Here is a 23,881-nt window from a genome sequence, read left to right as displayed (position 1 = left end):
GCGCATCGGGCGACATTGGCGAAGAAATCGCCCGCCTTCTCCATAAGCAGGGCGCCATTGTCGGCCTGCACGGTACCCGCGTCGAAAAGCTCGAGGCTTTGGCAAACGAACTCGGTGACCGCGTGAAGATCTTCCCGGCGAACCTGTCGGATCGCGACGAGGTCAAGGCTCTCGGCCAGAAGGCGGAAGCCGATCTCGAAGGTGTCGATATCCTGGTCAACAACGCCGGCATCACCAAGGACGGTCTCTTCGTGCGCATGAGCGACGAGGACTGGGATGCCGTTCTCGAAGTGAACCTGACGGCGACCTTCCGCCTGACGCGAGAGCTCACCCATCCGATGATGCGCCGCCGTTACGGCCGCATCATCAACATCACCTCAATCGTTGGCGTGACCGGCAATCCGGGACAGGCGAACTACTGCGCTTCCAAGGCCGGCATGATCGGTTTCTCTAAGTCGCTGGCCCAGGAAATCGCCACCCGCAACGTGACAGTCAACTGCGTCGCTCCGGGCTTTATCGAAAGCGCCATGACCGGCAAGCTGAACGATAAGCAGAAGGAAACGATCATGGGTGCGATCCCCATGAAGCGCATGGGAACCGGCGCCGAAGTGGCCTCTGCCGTCGTCTATCTGGCCTCCTCGGAAGCGGCCTATATGACGGGCCAGACGCTGCACGTAAACGGCGGCATGGCCATGATCTGAAACGATTAGCTGCCGCGGCCGCCAATTTCACCCAATAGCGTGTTGAGCAATCACGAACGGTTGATTTTCTGGCTTTGCGGCAGACTTAAAGCATGTTAAGCGGGCCATGACTGTCAACAGTCGTCCCGAAAAAAGCAGACGGACCGGCGGGCTTTTCGCAAGCCTGGGACTTCTCTAAAGCCGGGTAAACGAGTTTGCCGAGGATGTCTGAAAGCATCGCAGGCTGAAACAGGGTGGGGTGTCAGAAAGACATTCCGATCAGGACATAAGGTCGAGGAAACCGACATGAGCGATATCGCAGAACGCGTAAAGAAAATTGTTATTGATCATCTTGGCGTCGATGCCGACAAGGTTGTCGAGAGCGCCAGCTTTATCGACGATCTGGGCGCTGACTCGCTCGACACGGTCGAACTGGTCATGGCTTTCGAAGAAGAATTCGGCGTCGAAATTCCCGACGATGCCGCTGACTCGATCCTGACGGTCGGCGATGCCGTGAAGTTTATTGAGAAGGCTCAGGCCTGATTCTGTGCATTCGAGAAAGGGCGGGCCAAGAGTCCGCCCTTTTCTTTTGAGCATGTTTCTCCATAAAACATAATAGACGGGGGAAAGCAGTCGATGAGAAGGGTCGTCATTACAGGTACCGGCATGGTATCGCCCTTGGGGTGCGGAACGGAAATTACCTGGTCCCGCCTGCTTGCGAGCGTAAACGGTGCCCGCCTCGTGACCGAGTTCGAGGTCGAAGATCTCCCCGCAAAGATTGCTTGCCGCATTCCCGTCGGTGACGGTTCCGAAGGCACGTTCAATGCCGACGACTGGATGGAGCCGAAGGAACAGCGCAAGGTCGATCCCTTCATCATTTACGGCATGGCAGCAGCCGAAATGGCGCTGAACGACGCAAATTGGCACCCTGAGGCAGATGAAGATCAGATCGCCACCGGCGTGCTGATCGGCTCGGGCATCGGCGGCATCGAAGGCATTGTCGAAGCCGGCTATACGCTGCGCGACAAGGGCCCGCGCCGCATCTCTCCATTCTTCATTCCTGGCCGTCTGATCAATCTCGTGTCCGGGCAGGTTTCCATTCGCCACAAGCTGCGCGGTCCCAATCATTCGGTCGTCACTGCCTGTTCTACCGGCGCGCATGCGATCGGCGATGCAGCTCGGCTGATCGCACTCGGCGATGCCGATGTCATGGTTGCCGGGGGCACGGAATCGCCCGTCAGCCGCATCTCGCTTGCCGGTTTTGCCGCCTGCAAGGCGTTATCGACGCAGCACAATGACGACCCGCAGAAGGCGTCGCGCCCCTACGACAAGGACCGTGACGGTTTCGTCATGGGCGAGGGCGCCGGCATCGTGGTTCTCGAAGAGCTGGACCATGCGCTGGCACGCGGCGCCAAGATCTACGCCGAAGTGGTCGGCTACGGCCTTTCCGGCGATGCCTTCCACATCACCGCGCCGTCGGAAGACGGCGACGGCGCGTTCCGCTGCATGACCATGGCACTTAAGCGCGCCGGCTTGACGCCTGCCGATGTCGACTACATCAACGCCCATGGCACTTCGACCATGGCTGACACGATCGAACTTGGTGCTGTCGAGCGTCTCGTCGGCAATGCGGCGTCAAAGATCTCCATGTCGTCGACCAAATCTGCGACCGGCCATCTCTTGGGTGCTGCCGGTGCCATCGAGGCGATCTTCACGACCCTCGCAATCCGGGATAACATCGCCCCTCCGACGCTCAATCTCGACAATCCTGAGCGGGAGACCGCAATCGATCTTGTTCCGCACAAGGCTCGTGAGCGAGAAATTAACGTGGCGCTATCCAACTCGTTCGGATTCGGCGGCACGAATGCATCGCTCGTGCTGCGCCGCTACGTCGGGTAACAGGCGGTTCACGAGCACGGGCGAACGTCAAACGGCGCCATGACGCGCGGCAGAACCTGTTTTTGCCGCATTACTTCGCGAAATAGCGAAGCGGGGGCCAAGTTTTAGAGGATTGCCGGTGAGCGATACGACCAACCAGAGCAGCGACAACGGCCAGCCGGCGCAGAAGGGACCGATCATCCCGAAGTCGCCGAGCGAAGCCCTGCGGCCGGAACGTGTTCCCGAGCCGCCGAAGCGCTCCAGGAATGCCCGCAGCCAGGTCATCCTCTTCCTGAATTTCGTGATGACCATGGCCGTGGTCGTCTGCATCGCCGGCCTCATCGGCTTCTACTACGCCATCACGGCTTATCAGAGCCCCGGTCCGCTGCAGACGAACACCAACTTCATCATCCGCAACGGCGCAGGCCTTGCGGAAATCGCCACGAACCTCGAGCGCAATCTCATCATTTCGGATGCCCGCGTCTTTCGTTATCTGACGGCGACCCATCTCAACGCCGGCGAGAGCCTCAAGGCCGGTGAATACGAGATCAAGGCGCATGCATCCATGAACGAGATCATGGAGCTCCTGAAATCTGGAAAATCCATCCTCTATTCCGTCTCCTTCCCCGAGGGGCTGACGGTGCGGCAGATGTTCGATCGCATGCTGGATGATCCGGTCCTCGAAGGCGACCTGCCGGCGGCTCTTCCTTCGGAAGGCAGCCTGCGGCCCGATACCTACAAGTTCTCGCGCGGCACCAAGCGTTCCGAGATCATCGACCAGATGGCCGCCGCCCAGCAGAAGCTGGTCGACCAGATTTGGGAACGGCGCGATCCTTCCCCGCTCCTGAAGAGCAAGGAAGAATTCGTCACCCTCGCCTCGATCGTCGAGAAGGAGACAGGTGTGCCGGATGAGCGCGCCCATGTCGCTTCCGTCTTCCTGAACCGTCTCGGCAAGGGCATGCGCCTGCAGTCCGATCCGACGATCATCTATGGTCTCTTCGGCGGCGAGGGCAAACCTTCCGACCGGCCGATTTACCAATCCGATCTGAAGAAAGAGACGCCGTACAACACTTACGTCATCAAGGGCCTGCCGCCGACGCCGATCGCTAATCCAGGCAAGGACGCGCTGGAAGCCGTCGCCAATCCCTGGAAGACGCAGGACCTCTATTTCGTCGCCGATGGCACCGGCGGTCACGTTTTCGCGGCGACGCTCGATGATCACAACGCCAACGTCAAGCGCTGGCGCAAGCTGGAGGCGGACAAGGGCGCGGATCCCGAAATTGCCGTTGACGGTCAGCCGGAAGACCAGCCTGCGGACAATACATCGGTGGTTCCGCCGAAGAAAAAGAAGATCAACTGATATCGGGAGGCCCTTCGATGGCATTGCAGTCCATGACCGGTTTTGCGCGGCGCGAGGGAACGACCGGCCGCTGGCGCTGGGCATGGGAACTGCGTTCGGTCAACGGCAAGGGGCTCGATCTCCGCCTTCGTCTGCCACCCGGCCTGGAGCGCCTCGAACCGGATGTTCGCCGCATTGCAGGCGAGAATTTCAGCCGCGGCAATCTGCAGGCCACACTGTCCCTGAATTCAGGTGAAGGCCAGCTTGAAGCCGTGCTCAATCAGGACGCCTTTGCTGCCGTTCTCGCCATGCGCGACAAGCTGGAGGGTCTGATCGATCCGGCGCCGCTGAGGCTCGACACGCTGCTTTCCATCCGTGGTCTTGTCGATTTCCGCGAGACGCAGGACAGCGAAGAGACGGTTGCCGCCCGCGACGCCGATATCCTGGCAGGAGTGACGGCTGCTCTTGCCGATCTCAAGACCATGCGTGAGCAGGAGGGAGCAGCACTCACACGCGTGCTTCTCGGCCATATCGCGACGATCGAAGGGCTGACGAGCACGATCGAGGCCGATCCCTCCCGCTCGCCGCAGGAGATCGCGGCAAGGCTCTCCGCACAGGTCGCGCTGCTCATGGAAGGCACCGGCGCGCTTGACCGCGACCGACTGCACGCCGAAGCAGCGCTGCTCGCCACCAAGGCGGATCTGCGCGAAGAGATCGACCGGCTGAAGGCTCATGTCGCCGCCGCCCGCGATCTTTTGGCGAAGGGCGGCCCCGTCGGACGAAAGCTCGATTTCCTTGCACAGGAATTTAACCGAGAATCGAATACCATCTGCTCGAAGTCGAACGCTTCGGCCGTCACCGCGGCAGGAATTGAGCTGAAGGTGGTGATCGATCAGTTCCGCGAGCAGGTCCAGAATTTGGAGTAGGACATGAGCCCGGCGAAAACCTCGCCCATCCAGATCGCCCGTCGCGGTCTGATGCTGGTCATCTCGTCGCCTYCGGGTGCCGGTAAATCCACCATCGCGCGTACGCTCTTGGAAACGGACAGGCAGATCGGTCTTTCCGTCAGCGTCACGACCCGCCAGCGTCGTCCGAGCGAAGTGGAAGGCGTGCACTATCATTTCAAGAGCGTGCGTGAATTCGAGCGGCTGCGCGATTCTGATTCCCTGCTGGAATGGGCCGAGGTTCACGGCAATTTCTACGGCACGCCTCGCGAGCCCGTCGAGCAGGCCATGTCCGAAGGCCGCGATATGCTGTTCGATATCGACTGGCAGGGTGCCCAACAATTGCAGCAGAAGATGCAGGCTGACGTCGTGTCGATATTCGTGCTGCCGCCGACTATGACCGAGTTGCAGTCTCGCCTTCATCGCCGCGCTGAGGATTCCGAGGAGGTCATCCAGACGCGCCTCGCAAACTCCCGCGCTGAGATCGCCCACTGGCGCGAATATGACTACGTCATCATCAATGACGACCTGAACGCCGCATTCGACGCTGTGCAGTCGATCGTCAAGGCCGAGCGGCTGCGCCGCGACCGCCGCCATGGCATGTTCGATTTCGTCCGCGAATTGCTGGAAGAGACGCCGGTTCTTTAGAGCAATCCCAGCAAAAGTGTGAAGCGGTTTTGCGTCCGGAATTGCGTGAAATGCTCTAAAGACTGTTCGCCAAGCGGCAGAATTCTTCCACGGATAGGGTCTCCGCGCGTCGAGCCGGATCGATACCAGCTTTGTTAAGCAGAGTTTCGCCGCCGATCGGCTTCAGGCTCTGGCGCAGCATCTTGCGGCGCTGGCCGAAGGCGGCTTGCGTCACCTTCTCCAGATTGGCGACAGAGCAGGGGATGGGTTTCTCGATCGGCGTCAGGTGGACCACCGTCGACGTGACCTTCGGCGGCGGCGTGAAAGCCTGTGGCGGAATATCGAATGCCATACGGGCATCGGTGCGCCAGCCCGCGAGCACGCCGAGACGGCCATAGTGATCGTCGTCCTCCGAAGCGACGATCCGCTCGCCGACTTCTTTCTGGAACATCAGTGTCAGAGATTGCCAGAAGGGCGGCCATGCCTTCGGCAGCAGCCAGTTCACAAGCAATTGCGTACCGACATTGTAGGGCAGGTTAGAGATGATCTTGACGGGGCCTTCCGGCGCCATTCCTTCGAAATCCGTCTTCAGCGCATCGCCTTCGATGACCTCCAGCCGACCGGGATAATGGTCGGCGATCTCAGCGAGAGCCGGCAGGCAGCGTGCATCGCGCTCGACCGCGATGACCTTCTTCGCACCGAGCGCCAGGATGGCGCGCGTCAAGCCACCGGGCCCGGGGCCGACTTCGAAGACGGTCGTATTTTCAAGCGCACCTGCAGTGCGAGCGACCTTCTGCGTCAGGTTGAGATCAAGCAGGAAGTTCTGCCCGAGCGCCTTGCGCGCATCGAGCCCATGACGCTGGATAACCTCGCGAAGCGGCGGCAGACCGTCGAGTGCAGCCATCAAAGATGGCTTTCCGCAGTACGTCCAAGCTGAGCGCCGAGCTTGAGCGCAGCAACGAGGCTCGTCTCGCGTGCAAGCCCCTTGCCGGCAACGCCGAAGGCGGTGCCGTGGTCGGGAGAGCTGCGCACGAAAGGAAGGCCGAGCGTCACATTTACGGAATCGTCGAAGCCGAGCGCCTTGGCCGGGATCAGCGCCTGATCGTGATACATGCAGACGGCAACGTCATAACGCGTGCGCGCCTCGTCATGGAACATCGTGTCGGCGGGGAGGGGCCCAATCGCATCGATACCTTCGTCACGAAGGACCTGAACCGCCGGATGGATGATGGTCTCATCCTCGTTGCCGATCGCACCGCCTTCGCCCGCATGCGGATTGAGCCCAGCAATGGCCAGGCGTGGAGAGTCGATTCCGAACCGCTGCTTCAGATCCCTGTCTGCGATCCGGCAGGTTTCAACGATCAGGCCGAGCGTCAACGCCTGTGGCACATCCTTGAGCGGAATGTGGATCGTGACAGGAATAGCGCGCAGTTTCGGTCCGGCGAGCATCATGACCGGCATGATCGACTGACCGGTCGCATGCATGGCGAGATCGGCAAGAAATTCCGTATGACCTGGAAACTTGAACCCCGCCTCGTAGAGCACCGACTTGGCGATTGGATTGGTGACGACCGCAAGCGCCTCGCCCTGCATGACGAGCGCTACAGCGGCTTCGATCGAGGCGATCGTGCCCTTTGCCGTTGCGACATGCGGCTCTCCGGCGGCAACATCGATGCCAGCCGGTATCGGTATGACCGGTAGCGCGTCMACAAATGCACCGAGACTTTCGGCTGTGTTGTCGATGCTGCGCAGGGGAACATCAAGGCCGAGTTTTCGTGCCCGAATCGCAAGCACATCGGGATCGCCGATCAGGAAGAATGGCGGCAATCCAAGCTCGCGTCTGCGAAGCCAGGCCATGAGGGTGATATCAGGCCCAACGCCGGCGGGGTCGCCCTGCGTCAGTGCAAGCGGTCGCGAAAACGGTGTCGCCATGAAAAGATCAACGGTAGATGATCTGCGCGTTTTTACGCAGTTCATCCAGATACTTGGAGGCGTTTTCATTTTCCGGCGCCGCGGATTTGTCCGATTTGGCCTTGTCCAGGTCTTCCTGACGGAACACCATTTCGGCCGCCTGGTCGTCCGAAACCTGGCGCTGGCTGCAGATCGCGAGATATTCCACGCCCTTGTCGGTCACACGCGTAGCCGTGGTATTGCCTTTGGCCCCTATGACCAGATCCTTCCAGTCCGCCGGAATTTCCGGGGCCAGCATGCGGCCGAGATCGCGGATCGAAACGTCCCGCATTGTGGCGGCGAAAGTCTTTGCCTGATCGCAGCCCGGATATTTGGAGCGTGACGCTTCGGCCTCGCTCTTGCGCTTGCCGGTGATCGCGTTGCGCTTGGATGCGGGAACAACGAAGATGACCTGCTGCAGCATATATTCTGTCGTCACCGGCTTCTGCTTGTTGTTCTGCATCATGCGGTTGACCAGGTCGAAATTCGATAGGCGCGCACTGGAGCCGTAACGCGCGTTGACGACGCGCGGCCAGCTCATCTGCACGGCAATGAAGCTCTTGAAATGATCGACACCGACGCCGGCACGGTCGAGGATCTGCCCCATCTGCTCGACGGAAAGCTTGTTGCTGGAGGCAAACCGGGCGAAGGAAGCGTTGACGTCGTCCTGCGAGACGGACATGCGCACGCGGGAGACTTCCTGCCGCTTTAACGCCTCGTCGACAAGCTGTTCTTCCGCGGCCTTCGCATCGGGTTTCTGGCGCTGCAGGCGCATGAAGGCCTGTCGCTTGGCAACGTCGCCGCTGGTGATGGCGGTACCGTTTACCACCGCCTTAACTTCGCTGGCGGCGAAGACAGGGGTGCTGAAGGCAGCAAGCATGAAGGCTGCGCCTGCAATAAGCGTGGTTACGGTTTTCTTCGCGTCAATCATCTGTTGACCTCCCGATAGCGCCGCACGGTCCAGCGCGCGGCGTTCTTACCATATACACTGAGACCAGCGGAAATCGCATCTCTTGCTCCGCGACTCCCTATGCCTCACATAACGACTGGTCGCAATGTCCTGCACAGGCTTACGGCGAAAGAATGGCCCGGCCGGAGATTTCCGGCCGTCCATCTTTCATCAGAGGCTGTTTGCAGAGTCACCGGTGCCAAGCCTGATATCGCCGAGCGTGCGGAAGGTCAGGCGGGCAGCGATTGTCCAGTCGCTTGCCGTTTGATCCGTCGTATCACGCCTATCCACATAGGCGATCGTGAAGATCGTGCACTCGTCCTCATAGGAAATGCCGAGCGTACGTCTGGTGACGACATCATTGTTCAGATCCCAGGCAATGCCGCCGAAGATCGACCAGTAATCCTTGAACTTGACCCTGGCGCTTGTCTGAATCTCGTCATTGTCTTCGGCAAAGCCATATTCCGGCTGGGCGGTAACGTGCGTATAGGTGACCTGGCCCGAGAAGGTATCGTTCTGATAGGCCGTGGTCAGATCGCCGCGATTGAACGAGAAATCCTTCTCGTCCAACCGGTAAGATGCCGCAACGGAAAGACCGAAAGGCATTTCGATGCCGCCGAGGCCGACATAGTCGGAACGGTCGGTCTCAAGGCCCGACTCGGCTCCGACATTCACGAGGTCGTCGGTCGCAAACGAGTTCTGACCCGCGAGCTGATAGGACTGTCCGAAGATGCCGTGCAGCTTATAGCCGCTGTCGAAGGTGCCGGTGTACTGGAAGCCGAGATTCGCTCGCGTCCCGCCTTCGATACGGTCGTAGCCGGAGAATCGGTCGCGGTCGAAAAGATTGGTCGCATCGAAAACGAAGCTTTGGGCGTCTTCGTTCGGCAGGCGGCCGGCGAGCGGTTCATCCGGTCGTGCATAGATCTGGGCGATCGGCTCCAGAACATGCGTGCTGTTGCTGGTTGTGAACAGGATCGGATAGCGCATTTCCAGCCCAGCCGTGACCATTCCGCGCGTTGCCGCATTATCGTCGAGATAATTGCCGGCATACGGAATGCCGTTGGCGTCGACAGGACTGTCCATGTTGAGCGCGAAGGCATCGCCGCGTGCTGCGAGCAACGGTGTGATCAACAGGCCGGTCGGCGTAACGTAGGTGCGCTTCCACTGCACTTCCGTGGTCAAGCGGGTCGTCTGACCCTCCAGGCCGCGGAAGCGGTCGAAACCTGCGACATTATAAAAGTCGTCGTGGGTGCGCGAAATGTTGGTGAGATTGACATCCGCGGAAAGCTCGCCGCCTGCAAGTGGCTGCGGCGCGACATAGTGATAGTCGAGCGTCGGGTAGACGATCGCCTGCTGCTTTTCCGCCGTGTCGTGGCGATCGGCATCCTGTACGTCGAAATAGAAGGCTCTCAGGTCGAAGTAGTTCCGTTTACCGAGACCCGTTAAGTACACGTTATTCGCGTAGGGCGTCCCGGAATAACCCTGGATCCTGTAAGTGCGCGAGAAGTTGTTGTCGCTCTGCGCCATCACATCCCAGCCGAATGTCCAGCGGGGATTGATGCTGAAGTTTGCTCTCGAGGCGACCATGCCGCGCTGTTCGGCTTCGGCATCACTTGTGCCGGTGCTGAAGTTGCCGGGGTTCATCTGGTCGATGCCGGCAATGTGCATGGTCAGCGTGCCGTTTTCAAAGCGCCGGCGATATTCACCCTCAAGCATGAAGCCCTGAGACGTATAGCCGGTGCCCGTAACGGTGAAATCCGAGCTCGGAGAAATGACGTAATAGTATGGAACGGAAAGACCGTAGCCGAGATTTTGCGAAACGCTCATGGACGGGAACAGAAAGCCCGACTTGCGCTTCACGGTATTGTCAGGGACCGTGATCCACGGAACGTAGGCGATCGGCTGTCCGAGCAGTTCGAAACGGGCATGTTCCAGCCGGATCGTGTGCTTCTCGCCGTCCTGAATGACGCGCTTTGCCTTGACCTGCCAGAAGGGCGCGCGATCGGGCTTTTCGGCGCAAGGCAAACAGGCGGTATAGACGCCTTTGTTCAGAATCATCTGCGTGCCGCCGACTCTCTGGCCGGTTTCGGCAACAAGCCGCGTATTGTCGCTCGTCTCGATTCGCAGCGCGTTCATGAAGCCGTCTGCGAAATTGTCGGTCACATCGAGGCTGTCGGCATAGATACGGTTACCGTCAGGGGTCGCCAGTTCGATGTTACCGGTCGCCATCATGCGGCCGGTCTTCTGGTTATAGTCGACCTTCTGGGCTACCATCCGGTAACCACCGTAATTGATCTGCACGCCGCCGATGACAGAGACGATCTCCTGGTCCTTGTCATAGACCAGTTCGTTTGCCGACAGCATCAGTTTTGCGTCCGGCGAGATATTCTGGCCGATCGCAGGCATACCTGTAGTGTTCTCCTGGGCATACGCCAGAGGAGCGCTCTCAAAATAGGAACACAGAGCCGCACCTAGAAGCAGGGCAACCAACTGTTTACTAAACTGCTTGCGGTCGCCTACCGCCACTAGCCATCCTCCTGATGAAGCAGGATCGTCGCTCCTAAAGCGAGCGCCACGATCACTGGTATCCAAGTCGCCACAAACGGCGGCACGACACCGCTGCTTCCGAATGCTTTCACAAGCACGGTGACGACATAAAGCATGAAGCCTGAAAGGATTCCACCCAGAATCACTGAGCGTGATTGGTTGAACCGGCTAAATTTTAAAGACACTGTTGCAGCAATGAGAGTCATGGCCACCAAGAGCAGCGGCTGCGACAGCAGAGAGTTGAATTGAGTCTCAAGCGCCTTCGTGGATATCCCGAAGGATTTGGCAGCAGCGATACGGTTGGAAAGGTCAAAAAAACCAATTGTTTCCGGCGCTGTCAGCCGCTCCTTGATGAAGTCCTGCTTCAGATTGGTACGAAGCCGCTCCGTAGCCTTACGCACCGGGATTTCCCCAGGCTTGCGTTCCACGACGTTGTTAAGCTGCCAGTAACCATCTTCCAATTTGGCGGACGTGGCGTCCTGCCTCAGAATGACCTGACCGGTGGAATCGAAGTGGACAAGCACCGCGTCCACGAGCAGCGTGCCGTTCTCCAGAACGGTCTTGGCGCCGATGATGACATCGTCCCGGCCGCTGATCTGGCGCAGCCACGGAACCTGCAGCGCCTTGATCATGGCATTGTCCTGACCGCGCCAGGCCGTTTCGAATTGCGTTGCCTGCCTCTGCCCCCAGGCGGCGAGCGGATTGAGCGCGACCACCGTCAGCACGCCGAGAATCAGCGAGCCGACGATAAAGGGCAGCATGAACTGCCAGACCGAGATGCCGGCCGCACGGGTGACGACGAGTTCATATTTCCGGTTGAGCCCGATCAGCACGGTAATACCGACGAACAGCGCCACGAAGGGGATCGTTTGCTGCAGGATCAGTGGCAGTCGAACGGCGGTGAGGAGCACAGCACCACCCAGCGTGTAGCCGGGAAAGTTGGAGATGCGGCTTGCCGTCTCGCTGAAGTCGAGCAGAAAAGTGATGGCGCTCATGCCGAGCAGGAACCACATGGTGGTCACGACATACCGGCGGAAAAAATAGCGCGACAATGTCCCGAAAATCATCGCGCCGTACCTCCGCCGGTCCGGCTCGTCGCGGCAAGTACCCGCTTTTGCGCGCGCTTCCAGATCGTTGAGGTGCGATTTCTGACGACAAGCGGCATGGCGAGCCGCTTATGCATGTTCAGGAAAATAATCGAAACAAGGCTGGTCACGATCGGAATCGCATAGAGGATCGGGATATAGATCGTGCTCTTGTCGATCTGGTTGGCAACGTAAAATGCGGCCCAGCGCAATACGAATGCGAGGCCTAGAGCGCCGATCATTGGATGCATGCGTGCCTCGCGATGCGATCGCGCATCCCCGGCGATGGCAAGCGAGAACAGCGCGAAAACGAAAGGAAGCATCCAGTCGGTCAGGCGGCGATGCAGCTCGGCGGTATAGCTGTCGGGCTTGGCGATGTAGTCAGGGTCTTTCGGATCGGGGTTGAGCAGGAAGGCGAGATCGCGATCGCTGGCGCGAAGCGTCGCCTGTCCATTATTTCCCGTCATGTCCGAAAGGTCGAAGGAATAGGAATCGAACTTGATGACCGAGACGTTGCCATCGGGCGTTTTGCGATGGACTTCGCCGTCATGCATGATCAGCGACGTGCCAATATCATCCACGGCGCCCTCTCGCGCATAGTAGATGAGCTCGTAATTCGGGTCGCGCTCGTCGGCGACGAAGAGGCCTTTGAGCATGCGGCCGGCGAGCCGCTGCGAGATCTGCACATAGAGGCCTTCGTCGATCTTGCGGAAGGTCTTTTCCTCGATCACGGATGAAAGAAGATCGGCATAGGTCGCGGCGATCATCTGCCGCACAACCGTTTTCGCACGCGGCTCGACGACATTGTCGACGAAGAACGAGAAGACGCTGACGAGGATTGCGAGCAGCAGGATCGGCCGCGCCAGGATGCTCCGGCGGGCGCCTGCCGCATCGATCACGGTCAGCTCGGAATCGTTGTTCATCGTCGTCAGCGTCTGGGTAATACCGATGACAAGGGCGAAAGGCAGCACGATGGGAATGATCGATGGCAGGATCAGCGTCGCAAGCGTGGCGAAGGAGCCGATCGACTGGCCGCTATCGGTCACCAGGTTGATTCGCTGCAGAACCTGGGTGGTCCAGATGATCGCGAGCACCGGGAGCAGGGCCACAAGAAACATCTGGCCAACACGCCGCAATATATATGTCTCAAGTAGTTTCATGCCCGCCCTTGAACGCACCTGCAGGCCGATTTGGCCGACAGGAGATTCCCTCTACGCTGTTTGTCTCGGTTTTGCGACAAGTCAGTGTCAAAAATTCATTCAAATTTCAGAATTTTTTTTGGCGCTGTGGCGACTCAGCGAGTGCCATCAACGCTGCGAATATAACGACTGAGGACAGCCACCCCAGCACGACGTCGGAAAGATAATGTGCGCCGAATGAAAGCCGCATCGCCGGGGTCAGGATCGAAACGGCGGCAACGGGCGCCACAAGCGCATAACGTACCGATTTCGGAACGAAGATCAGCAGGCAGAACAACCAGCCCGCGCTAGCAGCCTCGCCGGAAATGAAGGAACAGTTCGAGACGCACTTGCCGGCCAATGAACCGGCCTCGGCAAAGTGCAGCGTACCGCCGAAAAAATCCGTCTGGACTGGCCGTGGCCTTCCCCAATGTTCCTTGAGGATCACATTGACGAGGAGAACGGGACCGATCAGCAGCGTGCCAAGCGCAACCTTCAGATCACGGGCGCGGGGCGCGTTGAACGTCGCGCCATGCTGCTGGTAGCACTCCGCCAGTTTCCACAGCATCACCGCGGTCACGACATATGGAACGTAGAAGAAGAGCGTGCGCAAGAGGCCGAGGATAGCCTCGCTCCGGTAGGGGAAGGAGCCGCAGATCTCGGTTGCGGGGGCCGATGCATCACAGACCGCCTGCACGAAAAAAAGCTGGGAAAAATAAATGTCTATCTCGGGAAAGGCGCGGAAGAGAGCAAGCAGCAGCCACCACACCCAGAAGAGCAGCACGAACACGCCGAATGCCGTTTGCGGCAGGCGAACTGCCAGGCCCCGCCATCGATTTTTCGAAAAAACTGTCAACGCAAACATCTACGAAACTGACGAAAACCATTTGGCCGGGTGGCCGCGCGGAACATAACAACTGTCGCCGGCCATTGACAGACCCGGCAAACGCGAAATTATCCCTCTGGAACGGATTTCATGAATCCCATCGGAGAACACATGTCTGCAAAATTCGAAATTTCATTCTCAAAATCGGCAAAGCTGAGTGGCGGCCTCGCGATTCTTCTGAAGACTTCCGAAGCGGAGACAGCGGCCGGAGCTGAGATCGCCGATCCGGCGGGTGTGATCGCCAAGGCGTCGAAGATTGCGCGTTTCTCGGCAAAATCGATGGCCGCTCTCGACCTGGTGGCGCCGGAAGGCGCGCCCGTCGAACGCATCATCGTCATCGGTCTCGGCAAAGGAGCCGAGCTTACCGGTCATGACTGGCTGAAGGCCGGCGGCAGTGCGGCCTCGCGGATCAAGAATACCGAGAAGGCGACGGTTTTCATCGATGCGCCAGGCGTGGAAGTCAGCACCAAGGCTGCGGCGGATTTCGCTCTCGGCATGCTGCTGCGCGCCTACAGCTTCGATACCTATAAGACGAAGAAGAATGACGACGAGGAGAAGCAGGGCAAGTCGGTCAAGGTGACGATCGTCACGGCCGACGCGGCTGCGGTCAAGAAGGCCTTTGCAGATGCCGAGGCTGTCGCCGACGGCGTCAATCTCGCCCGCGACCTGGTCAACGAACCGCCGAATGTTCTCGGCCCTGTTGAATTTGCTGCCAAGGCCAAGGAGTTGGAAAAGCTGGGCGTCGAGGTGGAAATCCTGACCGAGCGCGAAATGCGCCGTCTGGGCATGGGCGCGCTGCTCGGCGTTGCCCAAGGTTCCGTCCGTCCGCCGCGCCTTGCGGTCATGCAGTGGAAGGGCGGTAAGAGCAAGGATCGGCCGATCGCCTTCATCGGCAAGGGCGTGGTCTTCGATACAGGCGGCATCTCGATCAAGCCGGCCGCCAACATGGAGGACATGAAGGGCGACATGGGCGGTGCGGCAGCCGTCACCGGCCTGATGCACACGCTTGCCGCTCGTAAAGCAGCGGTCAATGCTGTCGGCATCATCGGCCTTGTGGAAAACATGCCCGATGGCAACGCCCAGCGTCCGGGCGACATCGTCACTTCGATGTCCGGCCAGACAATCGAGGTGATCAACACCGATGCCGAAGGCCGTCTGGTGCTTTGCGATGCGCTCTGGTACTGCAACGACCGCTTCAAGCCGCAATTCATGATCAATCTCGCGACGCTGACAGGCGCGATCCTGGTCGCCCTCGGCAATAGCCATGCGGGCCTCTTCTCAAATGACGATCCTTTGTCGGCGCAACTGACCTCGGCCGGTCTCGTGACGAACGAGAAGCTGTGGCGCATGCCGCTCGGCAAGGAATATGACAAGATGATCGACAGCAAGTTCGCCGACATGAAGAATACCGGCGGCCGCCTTGCCGGCTCCATCACCGCAGCGCATTTCCTCAAGCGATTCGTGCAGGATACGCCCTGGGCGCATCTCGATATCGCCGGCACGGCCATGGGCTCGGTGCAGGACGAGATCAACCAGTCCTGGGGCTCCGGCTATGGCGTACGCCTGCTCGACGAGCTGGTCCGCACCAGCTACGAAGCACGATGACGGAAATCCTCTTCTRCCATCTGACCGAATCGAAACTGGAAGACGCGCTTCCGCCGTTGCTCGACAAGAGTGTCGAGCGCGGCTGGCGCGTTGCCGTCCAGATGAAGGAGGCCGCGCGGCGTGACACGCTGGATGCGCATCTGTGGACCTATCGGGAGGACAGTTTCCTGCCGCATGGTACGGACGAGGCCGATTTCGCCGAGGATCAGCCCGTTCTCCTGACCGTTTCGCCTGACAATCCGAATGCCGCCACCGTCCGCTTCATCGTCGACGGTGCCGAGCCGCCGGCCGTCGCGGATTATGAGCGCATCGTCTTCATGTTCGACGGTTACGATCCGGAGCAACTTGAAGGCGCGCGCGCCCAGTGGAAGAAGCTGAAAGGCGAGGGGCATAACCTCACCTATTGGCAGCAGACGCCGGAAGGGCGGTGGGAGAAGAAGGCCTGACTAGAGCATGTCGCGCAAAAGTGTGCCGCGGTTTTGCGATAACGACATGCAAAAACAAAGGCCTGAAGCGTGGCAAGCGCGTCTGAAAGATCGCGACACGCTTTAGGCCCTCAGGCGAGGCCCGCTTCCGCCAGAACCCTGTCGATGAAATCCTTCTTCGCTCCGGTATAGGCGGCGCGGCTCTCGGCATATTTCTGCGCCAGGCCGATCTTCAACTCCTCATAGGCAAGCGCGAGAGCCGGATCCTTTTGCAGCCTGTCGCGGAAGAAGACGTTCCGCCTCCAGTTGAAGCCCCGATATTCGACGACATGGGCGAGATGCGTGCGCGTCTCGCCTGTGATGCCGCGGCCGAAGAGATGGTCGTCGGGCACGATGTCGGCACCGGCATAGTCGTAGCCGATCGCTTCCATAGGCTTGATGCAGGCAAGCCCGTCATCAAGGCGCCGAACGCCGATCAGGATATCGATGATCGGTTTCGCCTTGATGCCTGGAATGGCGGTGCTGCCGAAGTGCTGGATGTCGATTGCCAGAGGGCCAAGCGCGTCGCGAATCCTGGCCTCCTCCAGCAGATAGGCCTCCCGCCACTTGGCATTGGGGTCGGCAAGCCTCACCGCCAGATGCGGGACGCCCAACCCAAACGATTCATCCTGCTCCTGCTGCATGGAAAACGTCCCTCACGTTTCGTTTTCCTATCCTAGCATTCTGCAGGCGCAATGGCATCTGCCTGCGAAATCCGATCAGTCGTGGAACGCCTCGACGAATTTGCGCTTGCCGAGCATGAAGGCATCGGCGACATGGCGCAGCGGCGCCAGATCGACATCCGACTTGCCGGCCTTGATGAGTTCGGCAAAACGGCGGTAGAGCGAAGGATATTCGGCTTCAGGTGCAGAGAATGTTAGCACGCCATTGACCGAGAGCTTCGAGCCGCCTTCGGAAAGAACCATCTGTCCGGCCGCCGTTTCGGCGATGATGTCCCAGCTCTGCTTGCCCGTCTGGCGCCAGTCGAATTCGGCATGAACGGGAACGTAGTCGACATTGCGGAAATGCAGATCGGCAGCAATCGGCGAGTCGCGGTTTTCAGGGAATTCCAGCGTGCCGGCGCTGAGGAACATTGCCTTGGGCAGAATATGCGTGACGATCGAGAGCGCATTGATACCTGGATCGAAAACGCCGAGGCCTCCGGCCTGCCAGATCCATTCCTGGTTCGGATGCCAGTGACGCACGTCTTCCTTCCAGATGACGTGCATGCTCTTTATCTCGGTCGAGGCAAGGAACGACTTTGCGGCTTCGACGGCGGCTGCATAACGCGAATGCCAGCTTGCAAACAGCGTCGCACCCTGCTTGGTCGCGAGGTCTTCCAGATCTGCGACTTCGCTCAGTGTTGCGCCCGGCGGCTTTTCGAGGAAAACGTGCTTCCCGGCGGCCAGCGCCTTGTAGGCAGCTTCGTAGCGATACTGCGGCGGCATGCAGAGCGAAACGGCATCGATCGAAGGTTCCGCTGCCAGCATGTCTTCGATCGACGTGTAGGCGGCAACGCCGTCTACCGTGCCGTTGCGGCTTGCCGTCGCCACCAGCTTGAAGTCGGCATTGGCGGCAATGGAGGGGAGATGCTGGTCGCGGACGATCTTGCCGACGCCGACGATGGCGAGGTTGATGGCTGACATGGTGAAGCTCGCGTTCGGTGTTTCGCTAAAAGTATGACTTATTGCGCGCCGTTTTATCAGAAAGCGGTCCGTGGGCAAGTCATCGCAATCAGAGCGAAGCCATTTCCACCGGCGCGGAGCTCTTCCTGAATTTCAGCGTCACTACCTTGTAACCCTCCGCCTCGAGTTTCGAAAGCAGTGTTGGCAATATCGTGGCGGTGCGTTTGTGAATGTCATGCATCAGGATGATGCCGCGGCCGCGCTTGTGCAGAAGGTCCATCGTCAGTTTGATGACAGCAACCGGCGTCGTATTGAAATAATTCTTGCTGTCGATTTCCACATCCATGACCACCATGTCGCGCATGGCAACGGCAGCCCGGAGCTTGTGGTTCTCGGCGAGATAAGGGAAGCGGAAGAAGTTCAGGTTGCCTTCGGCCGACCCGGCTTCAAAAATGGTGGTCGGGAGATGACGCCTCAGTTGGCCATCGCTTCCTCATATTCGGCGGAAAGTTCCAGCCATTGCTCTTCGGCGGCGGCGAGCTTCGCGGCAGCTTCGCCGCGCTGCTTGGCTTTTTCGGCGGCTTTGGCGGGCGCTTTTTCGTACAGCACTGGGTCTGCAAGCTCCACATCAAGTCCCTGAATCAGTTTCTCCAGCTTGCCCGTCAAGGATTCGATTTCGTTGATCTTTTTCTTGAGAGGGGCAAGCGAGGCGCGCTTGTCGGCATTCAGCTTGCGCTGATCGGCCCTCGATGCCTGGTCTTCAGACTGTTTCTGCTTTTCGTCGTCTTTTTTTTTGCCCGAAGCGACGATCAGGTCGCGATATTCTTCCATATCGCCTTCGAAACTCGTCACCGTGCCGTTGTTGACCAGCCAGAGGCGGTCGACGGTTGCCTCGATCAGGTGCCGGTCGTGCGAGATCAGGATGACCGCGCCGTCATAATCGTTCAGCGCTTCGATCAGCGCGCGGCGACTGTCGATGTCGAGATGGTTGGTCGGCTCGTCGAGGATCAGGAGGTTCGGCGCATGGAAGGCAGCAAGCCCCATCAGCAGGCGTGCCTTTTCGCCGCCCGAGAGATCCTTGGCCGCCGTCGCCATCTTTTCGGTCGCAAGGCCCATCTGTGCCACGCGGGAGCGCACCTTGGCTTCCGGCTCGGTTGGCATCAGCCGGCGCACATGCTCGACAGGTGTTTCGTTGGGCACGAGGTCGTCGAGTTGGTGTTGGGCAAAGAAGCCGATCTTCAGGCTCGGCGCCAGGCGTAAGTCGCCGCTCTCCGGCGCCAGCCGTCCCGAAATGAATTTCGCGAAAGTCGACTTGCCGTTGCCGTTCGAACCAAGAAGAGCGATGCGGTCGTCATTGTCGATACGCAGGTTAAGCCCCTTGAGGATCGGCTTGCCCGGCTCGTAGCCGACGGCGCCGCCGCTGATCGCGACGATCGGTGAGGCCGGTTGCTTTTCCGGCTCCGGGAAGGTGATCGGCTGGACGTGATCCTCGATGACGGCCGCAACCGTGCCCATGCGCTCCAGCGCCTTGACGCGCGACTGGGCCTGCTTTGCCTTAGAGGCCTTGGCCTTGAAGCGGTCGATGAAGCTCTGCAGGTGCTTGCGTGCGGCGTCGTTCTTCGCCTTGGCCTTCATCTGCAGCTCGTCGGCTTCCGCCTTCTGCCGTTCGAACTGGTCGTAATTGCCGCGGTAGAAGGTCAGTTTCTTCTGGTCGAGGTGAACGATCGAATTGACCGCGTTATTGAGCATATCCCGGTCATGGCTGATGATGATGACAGTATGCGGATAGCGGCGGATATACTCCTCCAGCCACATCGTGCCTTCGAGGTCGAGATAGTTGGTCGGCTCGTCGAGCAGCAGCAGGTCCGGCTCGGTGAAGAGCACGGAGGCGAGCGCCACGCGCATGCGCCAGCCACCGGAGAAGGACGAGGCGGGCCGTGCCTGCGCTTCCTGATCGAAGCCGAGGCCCGAAAGAATGCTGGCGGCGCGTGCCTCCGCCGAATGGGCGTCGATATCGACGAGGCGCATCTGGATCTCGGCGATACGATGCGGATCGGTTGCGGTCTCCGCCTCGGCAAGCAGTGCCGCGCGCTCCTTGTCGGCAGAAAGCACGATCGTGATCAGCGAATCCTCTGTTCCCGGCGCTTCCTGCTTCACCTGACCCATGCGCGCATTCTTCGGGATCGATATTGTCCCGCTTTCCGCTCCCAGATCGCCGGTTATGACGCGAAAGAGAGTGGACTTGCCGGCGCCATTGCGCCCCACGAGCCCGGCTTTCGTGCCTGACGGCAGCGAGACGCTGGCATGGTCGAGAAGCAGGCGGCCGGCGATGCGGGCAGAAATATCTGAAATCGTGATCATGGGCGCGGTTTTGGCCGAAAGCCGCCGCCAAGGCAAGATGGGAGCGACGAGCTTTGATGATCGGCCCATCCGCTGCGCCAGATGCCGCGTGGTTGTTGCTTCAGAGCGTCAGCGCCCGAAAGCCTGCACCGGCTGGCGCGGATTGGTCCGGGCGGCGAGCAGCGCCACGCGGGCATTGGCCTGGAGCTGGCCTGATGTTGCGGCATCGCCGCTCAGCGCCACGCCGACCGAAATCGTCAGGCCGCCCGCTTCCGACGTGTCGGACGCCGCGAAGATGAGATTGTCTTCGACCGAACTGCGCAGACGCTCGGCGATCGCCAGCGCATCCTGCATGCCGACATTGGCGAAGAGGCAGGCGAATTCGTCGGCTTCCGTGCGGGCAATGAAATCGTTCTTCTTCACCGTCTTGCGGAAGAGGCTGGCGAGCTTCTTCAGAAGCTTGTTGCCGGTCTGCGTGCCGTAGCGGGCATTCAGCCCCTTGAAATCGTTGATGTCGATCATGACCAGCGCGCTGCCGGCAGCCCCTTCTTCCTGGCCATAGAGATTATCGAGCGCCCGATTGAGGCCGATGCGGTTCGGCAGGCCGGTGATCTTGTCGGTGACAGCAGCAGCCTGTACCGCCGAAATGCCGCGCTCCAGTGTCGTCAGCCGCTCGATATCCTCTTCCAGCCTGGTGCCGATCGTCTGTTCTGCTGCAAGGACGGCGGAAAGCGAGGAGGCGAGATATTCGACCTCTGCCATGAAATCGGCAAGGCTCTGGTGATCCTGCTGACCCGAGACGGACCTGAGGACGGTTTCGCAGGCACGCGTGAAGGCCCGGTGATGCAGGCGACCCTCGGCCAGCCGTTCCGCCGTCTCCTTGAGTATTCGGCTCGCCTCGTTACGCGAGCGGTCGCCCGCCAGCCCGTAGTGGCCGACGAGCCGGTAACGCAGGCCGAGTTCGTCCAAGGCCTCCTGCTGCGGATGCGGGCCAAGGGCGGCGATATCCTGCGCCAGCCCGGCATTCAGGCCGATCAGCGCTTCGTAGAACAATTCGTAATTGCGTGGCAGGCCCGCCACATTGAGCCGCATCATGTGCTGAGCGACTTTCTGGATATCGGTCACCGACGCCGGTCGGGCGGTCTCGCGTGCATTCAACGCATTTGCAACGGCAGTCGGCATGACGATCCCCTCATTGCCATCGGCTCCTATACTTCCGCTATGCAGGTAAGCTTTTAAGAGACATTGAATTTTCAAACTTTCTCGGGCGGGAAGCAGCAAAACCGGTTAACGCGGTCTTGCTGTGTTCCGGTCGGGAGTGGCCGAATCCATTTCAGCAGCGGACGCGATGGGCGCCATGAAAATTCCTGATTTGATCGCATCGGCTTTTGGGCGTGGAATGAAACAATTGCGATTGCGAAAGGACGGTCATGACCAGAGCTCTCTATTCCCTGTGCGGCGCCGATGAGCGTCACTTCTTCTCGCCGCATTGCTGGAAGGCGGTGATGGCGTTGGCCCACAAGGGCCTCGATTTCGAGGAAGTTCCAACGACATACGGCCGCATTGCCGATATCGGCGGCGGCTTCTCCAAGACCGTACCTGTCCTTGATGACAATGGCCGTCTGATTTCCGACAGCTTCGATATCGCCCTTTATCTGGAGGAGGCCTATCCGGACCGTCCGTCGCTTTTCGGCGGCGAGGGCGGCAAGGCCCTGTCGCGCATGGTCGAGGGCTATTCGCAGATGGTCGTCCACCCGGCGATCATGCGGATTGCGCTTCTTGATATTCATTCGATCCTCGATGAGGGCGACAAGGTCTATTTCCGCCTCAGTCGCGAAGACCGCCTGGGCAAGCCGCTGGAGGAATTCGCTGCCGGCCGCGAGACGGAGAGGGAGGTTTTTGCCGCCAAGCTGGAGCCGATGCGTCACATGCTCCGGTTCCAGCCCTTCATCGGCGGCGCCAGCCCGCTCTTTGCCGATTACATCGTCTTCGGTGCGCTGCAATGGCTGCGCATCGCCGCCGGCCTTGCCATGCTGGCTTCCGACGACCCCGTCATGGGCTGGTTCGAACGCTGCCTCGATCTTCATGAGAGCCGGGGCCGGACTGTGACAGCGGCGTGAAATTGCCGGAGACCCCTTGTTTTCGGGCGGTGAGGCGGTTAAAGACCGCCCACTTTTCCCCGATGAGTATGAGGATCCGACATATGGCGATTGAACGCACCTTCTCGATGATCAAGCCGGACGCAACGAAGCGCAACCTGACGGGCGCTATCACCAAGATGCTCGAAGATGCCGGCCTGCGCGTCGTCGCCTCCAAGCGCGTCTGGATGAGCAAGCGCGAAGCCGAAGGCTTCTACGCCGTTCACAAGGAACGTCCTTTCTTCGGCGAACTCGTCGAAGGCATGACCTCCGGCCCGACCATCGTTCAGGTTCTGGAAGGCGAAGGTGCCATCCTGAAGAACCGCGAAATCATGGGCGCAACCAACCCGGCAAACGCTGACGAAGGCACGATCCGCAAGGTCCATGCTCTCTCGATCGGTGAAAACTCGGTTCATGGTTCCGACGCTCCGGAAACGGCTGCCCAGGAAATCAAGTACTGGTTCTCCGACACCGAAATCGTCGGCTGATTCAGCCGCAGAGCATTTCCTCGGAATGCATTGAATTAACTTATGAAAGCCGGGCTTCGTCCCGGCTTTTTATTTTCAGTCCGGACATTTGTCAGTGTTCGAAAAATCCGTGGTCCCGTCCGGTTTGAAAACTTCAGGGTTTTTCTCATAACCCGCCCCGAGTACCAGCGGCTTGCTCGGCAGCACGGTCTGGTCGAGATCGGATTTGAACTGCGTCTTCAGTTCCTGCAGCAGCTTGCCGTCCTTGTCGACCAGCTTGACGGTGACCGCATAGGGCCTGTCCTTGTGTACGCAATGCAGGTTCTCGCTTTGGACCGAGATTTTGTCCTCCATCGGAAACACCTTCTGGTTCAGCACCAGCGGCGCGCCGCCCTGGGGGTTTTCGAATTCAGCGACGATGGTCGAGCCGTCGGGAATGGGCGCCGTCTTCTTCAGCGTCAGCAGATAGGTGGCGCTGGCGACGCGGTAGTTGAAGACGAACAGATGCCCTGTCACTTCCAGCATGCTTTCGGCCTCGCGCTGGCAGGCGGAGAGCAGAAGCCCTGTTGTGGCTAGAGCCGTGATGATCGAGCGCCGCTTCATTTCGTCTCCTCCTCCTTTTTCCGCCGGTAGTGCCTGTTAGCCTTGGCGCGGTTGCCACAGACGGCCATGTCGCACCAGGCCCGACTCTTGTTCTTGCTGCGGTCGATGAACAGCCAGCCGCAATTGCCGCAAATCTTCATCCGCTCCGGATCGGACATGGCGATCAGCCGCAGAACCGAATGGGCCGTCGCCGCATCGAGACCCTTTTCCGCAGCACCCCGCAGCGTGCGCGCCAGCGCTTCCAGCAGTTCGGCAAGAAGCCGGTCGTCATTGCCCCCGACCACGCGCTGGCGGAAATAACGGTCAGTCGCTTCGCGCAGTTCGATGAAGTTCGCTCTATTCTGCGCTCCAACCGGCACTATGTCGCCGAAAAGTGCCCGTTCGGCGCAGAATTCCTGCGCCGCCTCGGGGAAACGCTCCATTTGCTCTTCGGCCGCGAAGCGGTCGATGCGGCGCGCAGTATCGTGACGCAGGATGACGMTGTTGGCGACATCAAGCGCCAGTGCGCCGCCGGAAAAACGGTGAGAGGTCCAGGAAAAGCTCATGGGAAAAATATAACTGGTAAAACACATTTTG

General features: G+C 59.7%; 22 protein-coding genes and 2 pseudogenes. 10 read left to right on the top strand and 14 right to left on the bottom strand.

Going from position 1 to position 23,881, the window contains the following annotated elements; translation table 11 throughout:
* From fabG to gmk, 6 genes are all read left to right on the top strand, one after another.
* Window positions 1-701 (top strand): 3-oxoacyl-[acyl-carrier-protein] reductase (gene fabG, locus AC1D35_RS14910; RefSeq protein ID WP_477938817.1); only part of this gene is annotated, 701 nt, incomplete at its 5' end.
* A gap of 285 nt (window positions 702-986) precedes the next feature.
* Window positions 987-1,223, top strand: coding sequence for an acyl carrier protein (locus AC1D35_RS14905; protein ID WP_003547058.1), 237 nt, complete (start codon window positions 987-989; stop codon window positions 1,221-1,223).
* A gap of 93 nt (window positions 1,224-1,316) precedes the next feature.
* Complete coding sequence (gene fabF, locus AC1D35_RS14900; RefSeq protein WP_113509083.1) at window positions 1,317-2,579, top strand: beta-ketoacyl-ACP synthase II; 1,263 nt, start codon at window positions 1,317-1,319, stop codon at window positions 2,577-2,579.
* A gap of 118 nt (window positions 2,580-2,697) precedes the next feature.
* Window positions 2,698-3,918, top strand: coding sequence for an endolytic transglycosylase MltG (mltG, locus tag AC1D35_RS14895; RefSeq protein ID WP_113311652.1), 1,221 nt, complete (start codon window positions 2,698-2,700; stop codon window positions 3,916-3,918).
* A gap of 17 nt (window positions 3,919-3,935) precedes the next feature.
* Complete coding sequence (locus AC1D35_RS14890; RefSeq protein WP_113311639.1) at window positions 3,936-4,823, top strand: YicC/YloC family endoribonuclease; 888 nt, start codon at window positions 3,936-3,938, stop codon at window positions 4,821-4,823.
* Between the two features lie 3 nt (window positions 4,824-4,826).
* Entirely contained in the window at window positions 4,827-5,489 is a 663-nt protein-coding gene (gmk, locus tag AC1D35_RS14885; protein WP_477938813.1) for a guanylate kinase, read from the top strand.
* 55 nt (window positions 5,490-5,544) lie between these two features.
* Here gmk and rsmA read toward each other — a convergent pair whose 3' ends face one another.
* From rsmA to AC1D35_RS14850, 7 genes and pseudogenes are all read right to left on the bottom strand, one after another.
* Window positions 5,545-6,372 carry a 16S rRNA (adenine(1518)-N(6)/adenine(1519)-N(6))-dimethyltransferase RsmA gene (gene rsmA, locus AC1D35_RS14880; RefSeq protein WP_113311638.1) on the bottom strand — a complete coding sequence of 276 codons (828 nt, stop codon included), beginning with the start codon at window positions 6,370-6,372 and terminating at the stop codon, window positions 5,545-5,547.
* Window positions 6,372-7,400 (bottom strand): 4-hydroxythreonine-4-phosphate dehydrogenase PdxA, encoded by a 1,029-nt coding sequence (pdxA, locus tag AC1D35_RS14875; protein WP_113311637.1) that lies wholly within the window; start codon window positions 7,398-7,400, stop codon window positions 6,372-6,374. Before pdxA ends, rsmA begins: the two co-directional genes overlap by 1 nt.
* A 7-nt stretch (window positions 7,401-7,407) precedes the next feature.
* A complete protein-coding gene (locus tag AC1D35_RS14870) occupies window positions 7,408-8,349 on the bottom strand; it encodes a peptidylprolyl isomerase (protein ID WP_113295244.1) in 942 nt (313 codons plus the stop codon).
* 189 nt (window positions 8,350-8,538) lie between these two features.
* The gene (locus tag AC1D35_RS14865; protein ID WP_113311636.1) at window positions 8,539-10,893 is read right to left on the bottom strand and encodes an LPS-assembly protein LptD; all 2,355 of its coding nucleotides are present in this window, start codon (window positions 10,891-10,893) and stop codon (window positions 8,539-8,541) included.
* Window positions 10,893-11,981 carry an LPS export ABC transporter permease LptG gene (gene lptG / locus AC1D35_RS14860; protein WP_113311635.1) on the bottom strand — a complete coding sequence of 363 codons (1,089 nt, stop codon included), beginning with the start codon at window positions 11,979-11,981 and terminating at the stop codon, window positions 10,893-10,895. Before lptG ends, AC1D35_RS14865 begins: the two co-directional genes overlap by 1 nt.
* Window positions 11,978-13,159: an LptF/LptG family permease gene (locus AC1D35_RS14855; RefSeq protein WP_113311634.1), complete on the bottom strand. Its 1,182-nt coding sequence runs from the start codon at window positions 13,157-13,159 to the stop codon at window positions 11,978-11,980. The genes lptG and AC1D35_RS14855 overlap by 4 nt, the downstream gene beginning before the upstream one ends.
* A 99-nt stretch (window positions 13,160-13,258) precedes the next feature.
* A pseudogene (locus tag AC1D35_RS14850) lies at window positions 13,259-14,033 on the bottom strand (phosphatase PAP2 family protein).
* A gap of 141 nt (window positions 14,034-14,174) precedes the next feature.
* Here AC1D35_RS14850 and AC1D35_RS14845 point away from each other — a divergent pair.
* Window positions 14,175-15,668: a leucyl aminopeptidase gene (locus AC1D35_RS14845; RefSeq protein WP_113311632.1), complete on the top strand. Its 1,494-nt coding sequence runs from the start codon at window positions 14,175-14,177 to the stop codon at window positions 15,666-15,668.
* Window positions 15,665-16,114 (top strand): DNA polymerase III subunit chi, encoded by a 450-nt coding sequence (locus tag AC1D35_RS14840; RefSeq protein ID WP_477938809.1) that lies wholly within the window; start codon window positions 15,665-15,667, stop codon window positions 16,112-16,114. The genes AC1D35_RS14845 and AC1D35_RS14840 overlap by 4 nt, the downstream gene beginning before the upstream one ends.
* A gap of 110 nt (window positions 16,115-16,224) precedes the next feature.
* Here AC1D35_RS14840 and AC1D35_RS14835 read toward each other — a convergent pair whose 3' ends face one another.
* The 5 genes and pseudogenes from AC1D35_RS14835 to AC1D35_RS14815 all read right to left on the bottom strand — a co-directional run bounded on the left by AC1D35_RS14835 (window position 16,225) and on the right by AC1D35_RS14815 (window position 21,279).
* Complete coding sequence (locus AC1D35_RS14835) at window positions 16,225-16,776, bottom strand: GrpB family protein (protein ID WP_113311630.1); 552 nt, start codon at window positions 16,774-16,776, stop codon at window positions 16,225-16,227.
* 75 nt (window positions 16,777-16,851) lie between these two features.
* Window positions 16,852-17,778 (bottom strand): Gfo/Idh/MocA family protein, encoded by a 927-nt coding sequence (locus AC1D35_RS14830; protein ID WP_477938807.1) that lies wholly within the window; start codon window positions 17,776-17,778, stop codon window positions 16,852-16,854.
* Window positions 17,779-17,866: 88 nt separating this feature from the next.
* Window positions 17,867-18,184, bottom strand: a pseudogene (locus AC1D35_RS14825) (polysaccharide deacetylase family protein); the annotation flags it as partial.
* 47 nt (window positions 18,185-18,231) lie between these two features.
* On the bottom strand, window positions 18,232-20,118 hold the full coding sequence (locus AC1D35_RS14820) for an ABC-F family ATP-binding cassette domain-containing protein (protein WP_113509190.1): 1,887 nt from the start codon (window positions 20,116-20,118) through the stop codon (window positions 18,232-18,234).
* Window positions 20,119-20,226: 108 nt separating this feature from the next.
* The gene (locus AC1D35_RS14815) at window positions 20,227-21,279 is read right to left on the bottom strand and encodes a GGDEF domain-containing protein (RefSeq protein WP_477851820.1); all 1,053 of its coding nucleotides are present in this window, start codon (window positions 21,277-21,279) and stop codon (window positions 20,227-20,229) included.
* A 248-nt stretch (window positions 21,280-21,527) separates the two neighbouring features.
* On the opposite strand from AC1D35_RS14815, the gene AC1D35_RS14810 reads away from it, so the two are divergent.
* Both AC1D35_RS14810 and ndk read left to right on the top strand, forming a co-directional pair.
* Window positions 21,528-22,217, top strand: coding sequence for a glutathione S-transferase family protein (locus AC1D35_RS14810; RefSeq protein WP_113295255.1), 690 nt, complete (start codon window positions 21,528-21,530; stop codon window positions 22,215-22,217).
* Window positions 22,218-22,300: 83 nt separating this feature from the next.
* Window positions 22,301-22,723, top strand: a complete 423-nt coding sequence (gene ndk, locus AC1D35_RS14805) for a nucleoside-diphosphate kinase (RefSeq protein ID WP_016553456.1) — start codon at window positions 22,301-22,303, stop codon at window positions 22,721-22,723.
* Window positions 22,724-22,798: 75 nt separating this feature from the next.
* On the opposite strand, the gene AC1D35_RS14800 is transcribed toward ndk, so the two are convergent.
* Entirely contained in the window at window positions 22,799-23,305 is a 507-nt protein-coding gene (locus AC1D35_RS14800; protein WP_113312283.1) for a hypothetical protein, read from the bottom strand.
* Window positions 23,302-23,850: a CGNR zinc finger domain-containing protein gene (locus tag AC1D35_RS14795; protein ID WP_477938804.1), complete on the bottom strand. Its 549-nt coding sequence runs from the start codon at window positions 23,848-23,850 to the stop codon at window positions 23,302-23,304. The genes AC1D35_RS14800 and AC1D35_RS14795 overlap by 4 nt, the downstream gene beginning before the upstream one ends.
* Between the last annotated feature and the right edge of the window lie 31 nt (window positions 23,851-23,881).

It is taken from the genome of Rhizobium sp. P1_E6, assembly GCF_056405875.1.
Note: the sequence above shows the minus strand (reverse complement) of the source record. Positions and strands in the feature narration are given on the sequence as shown.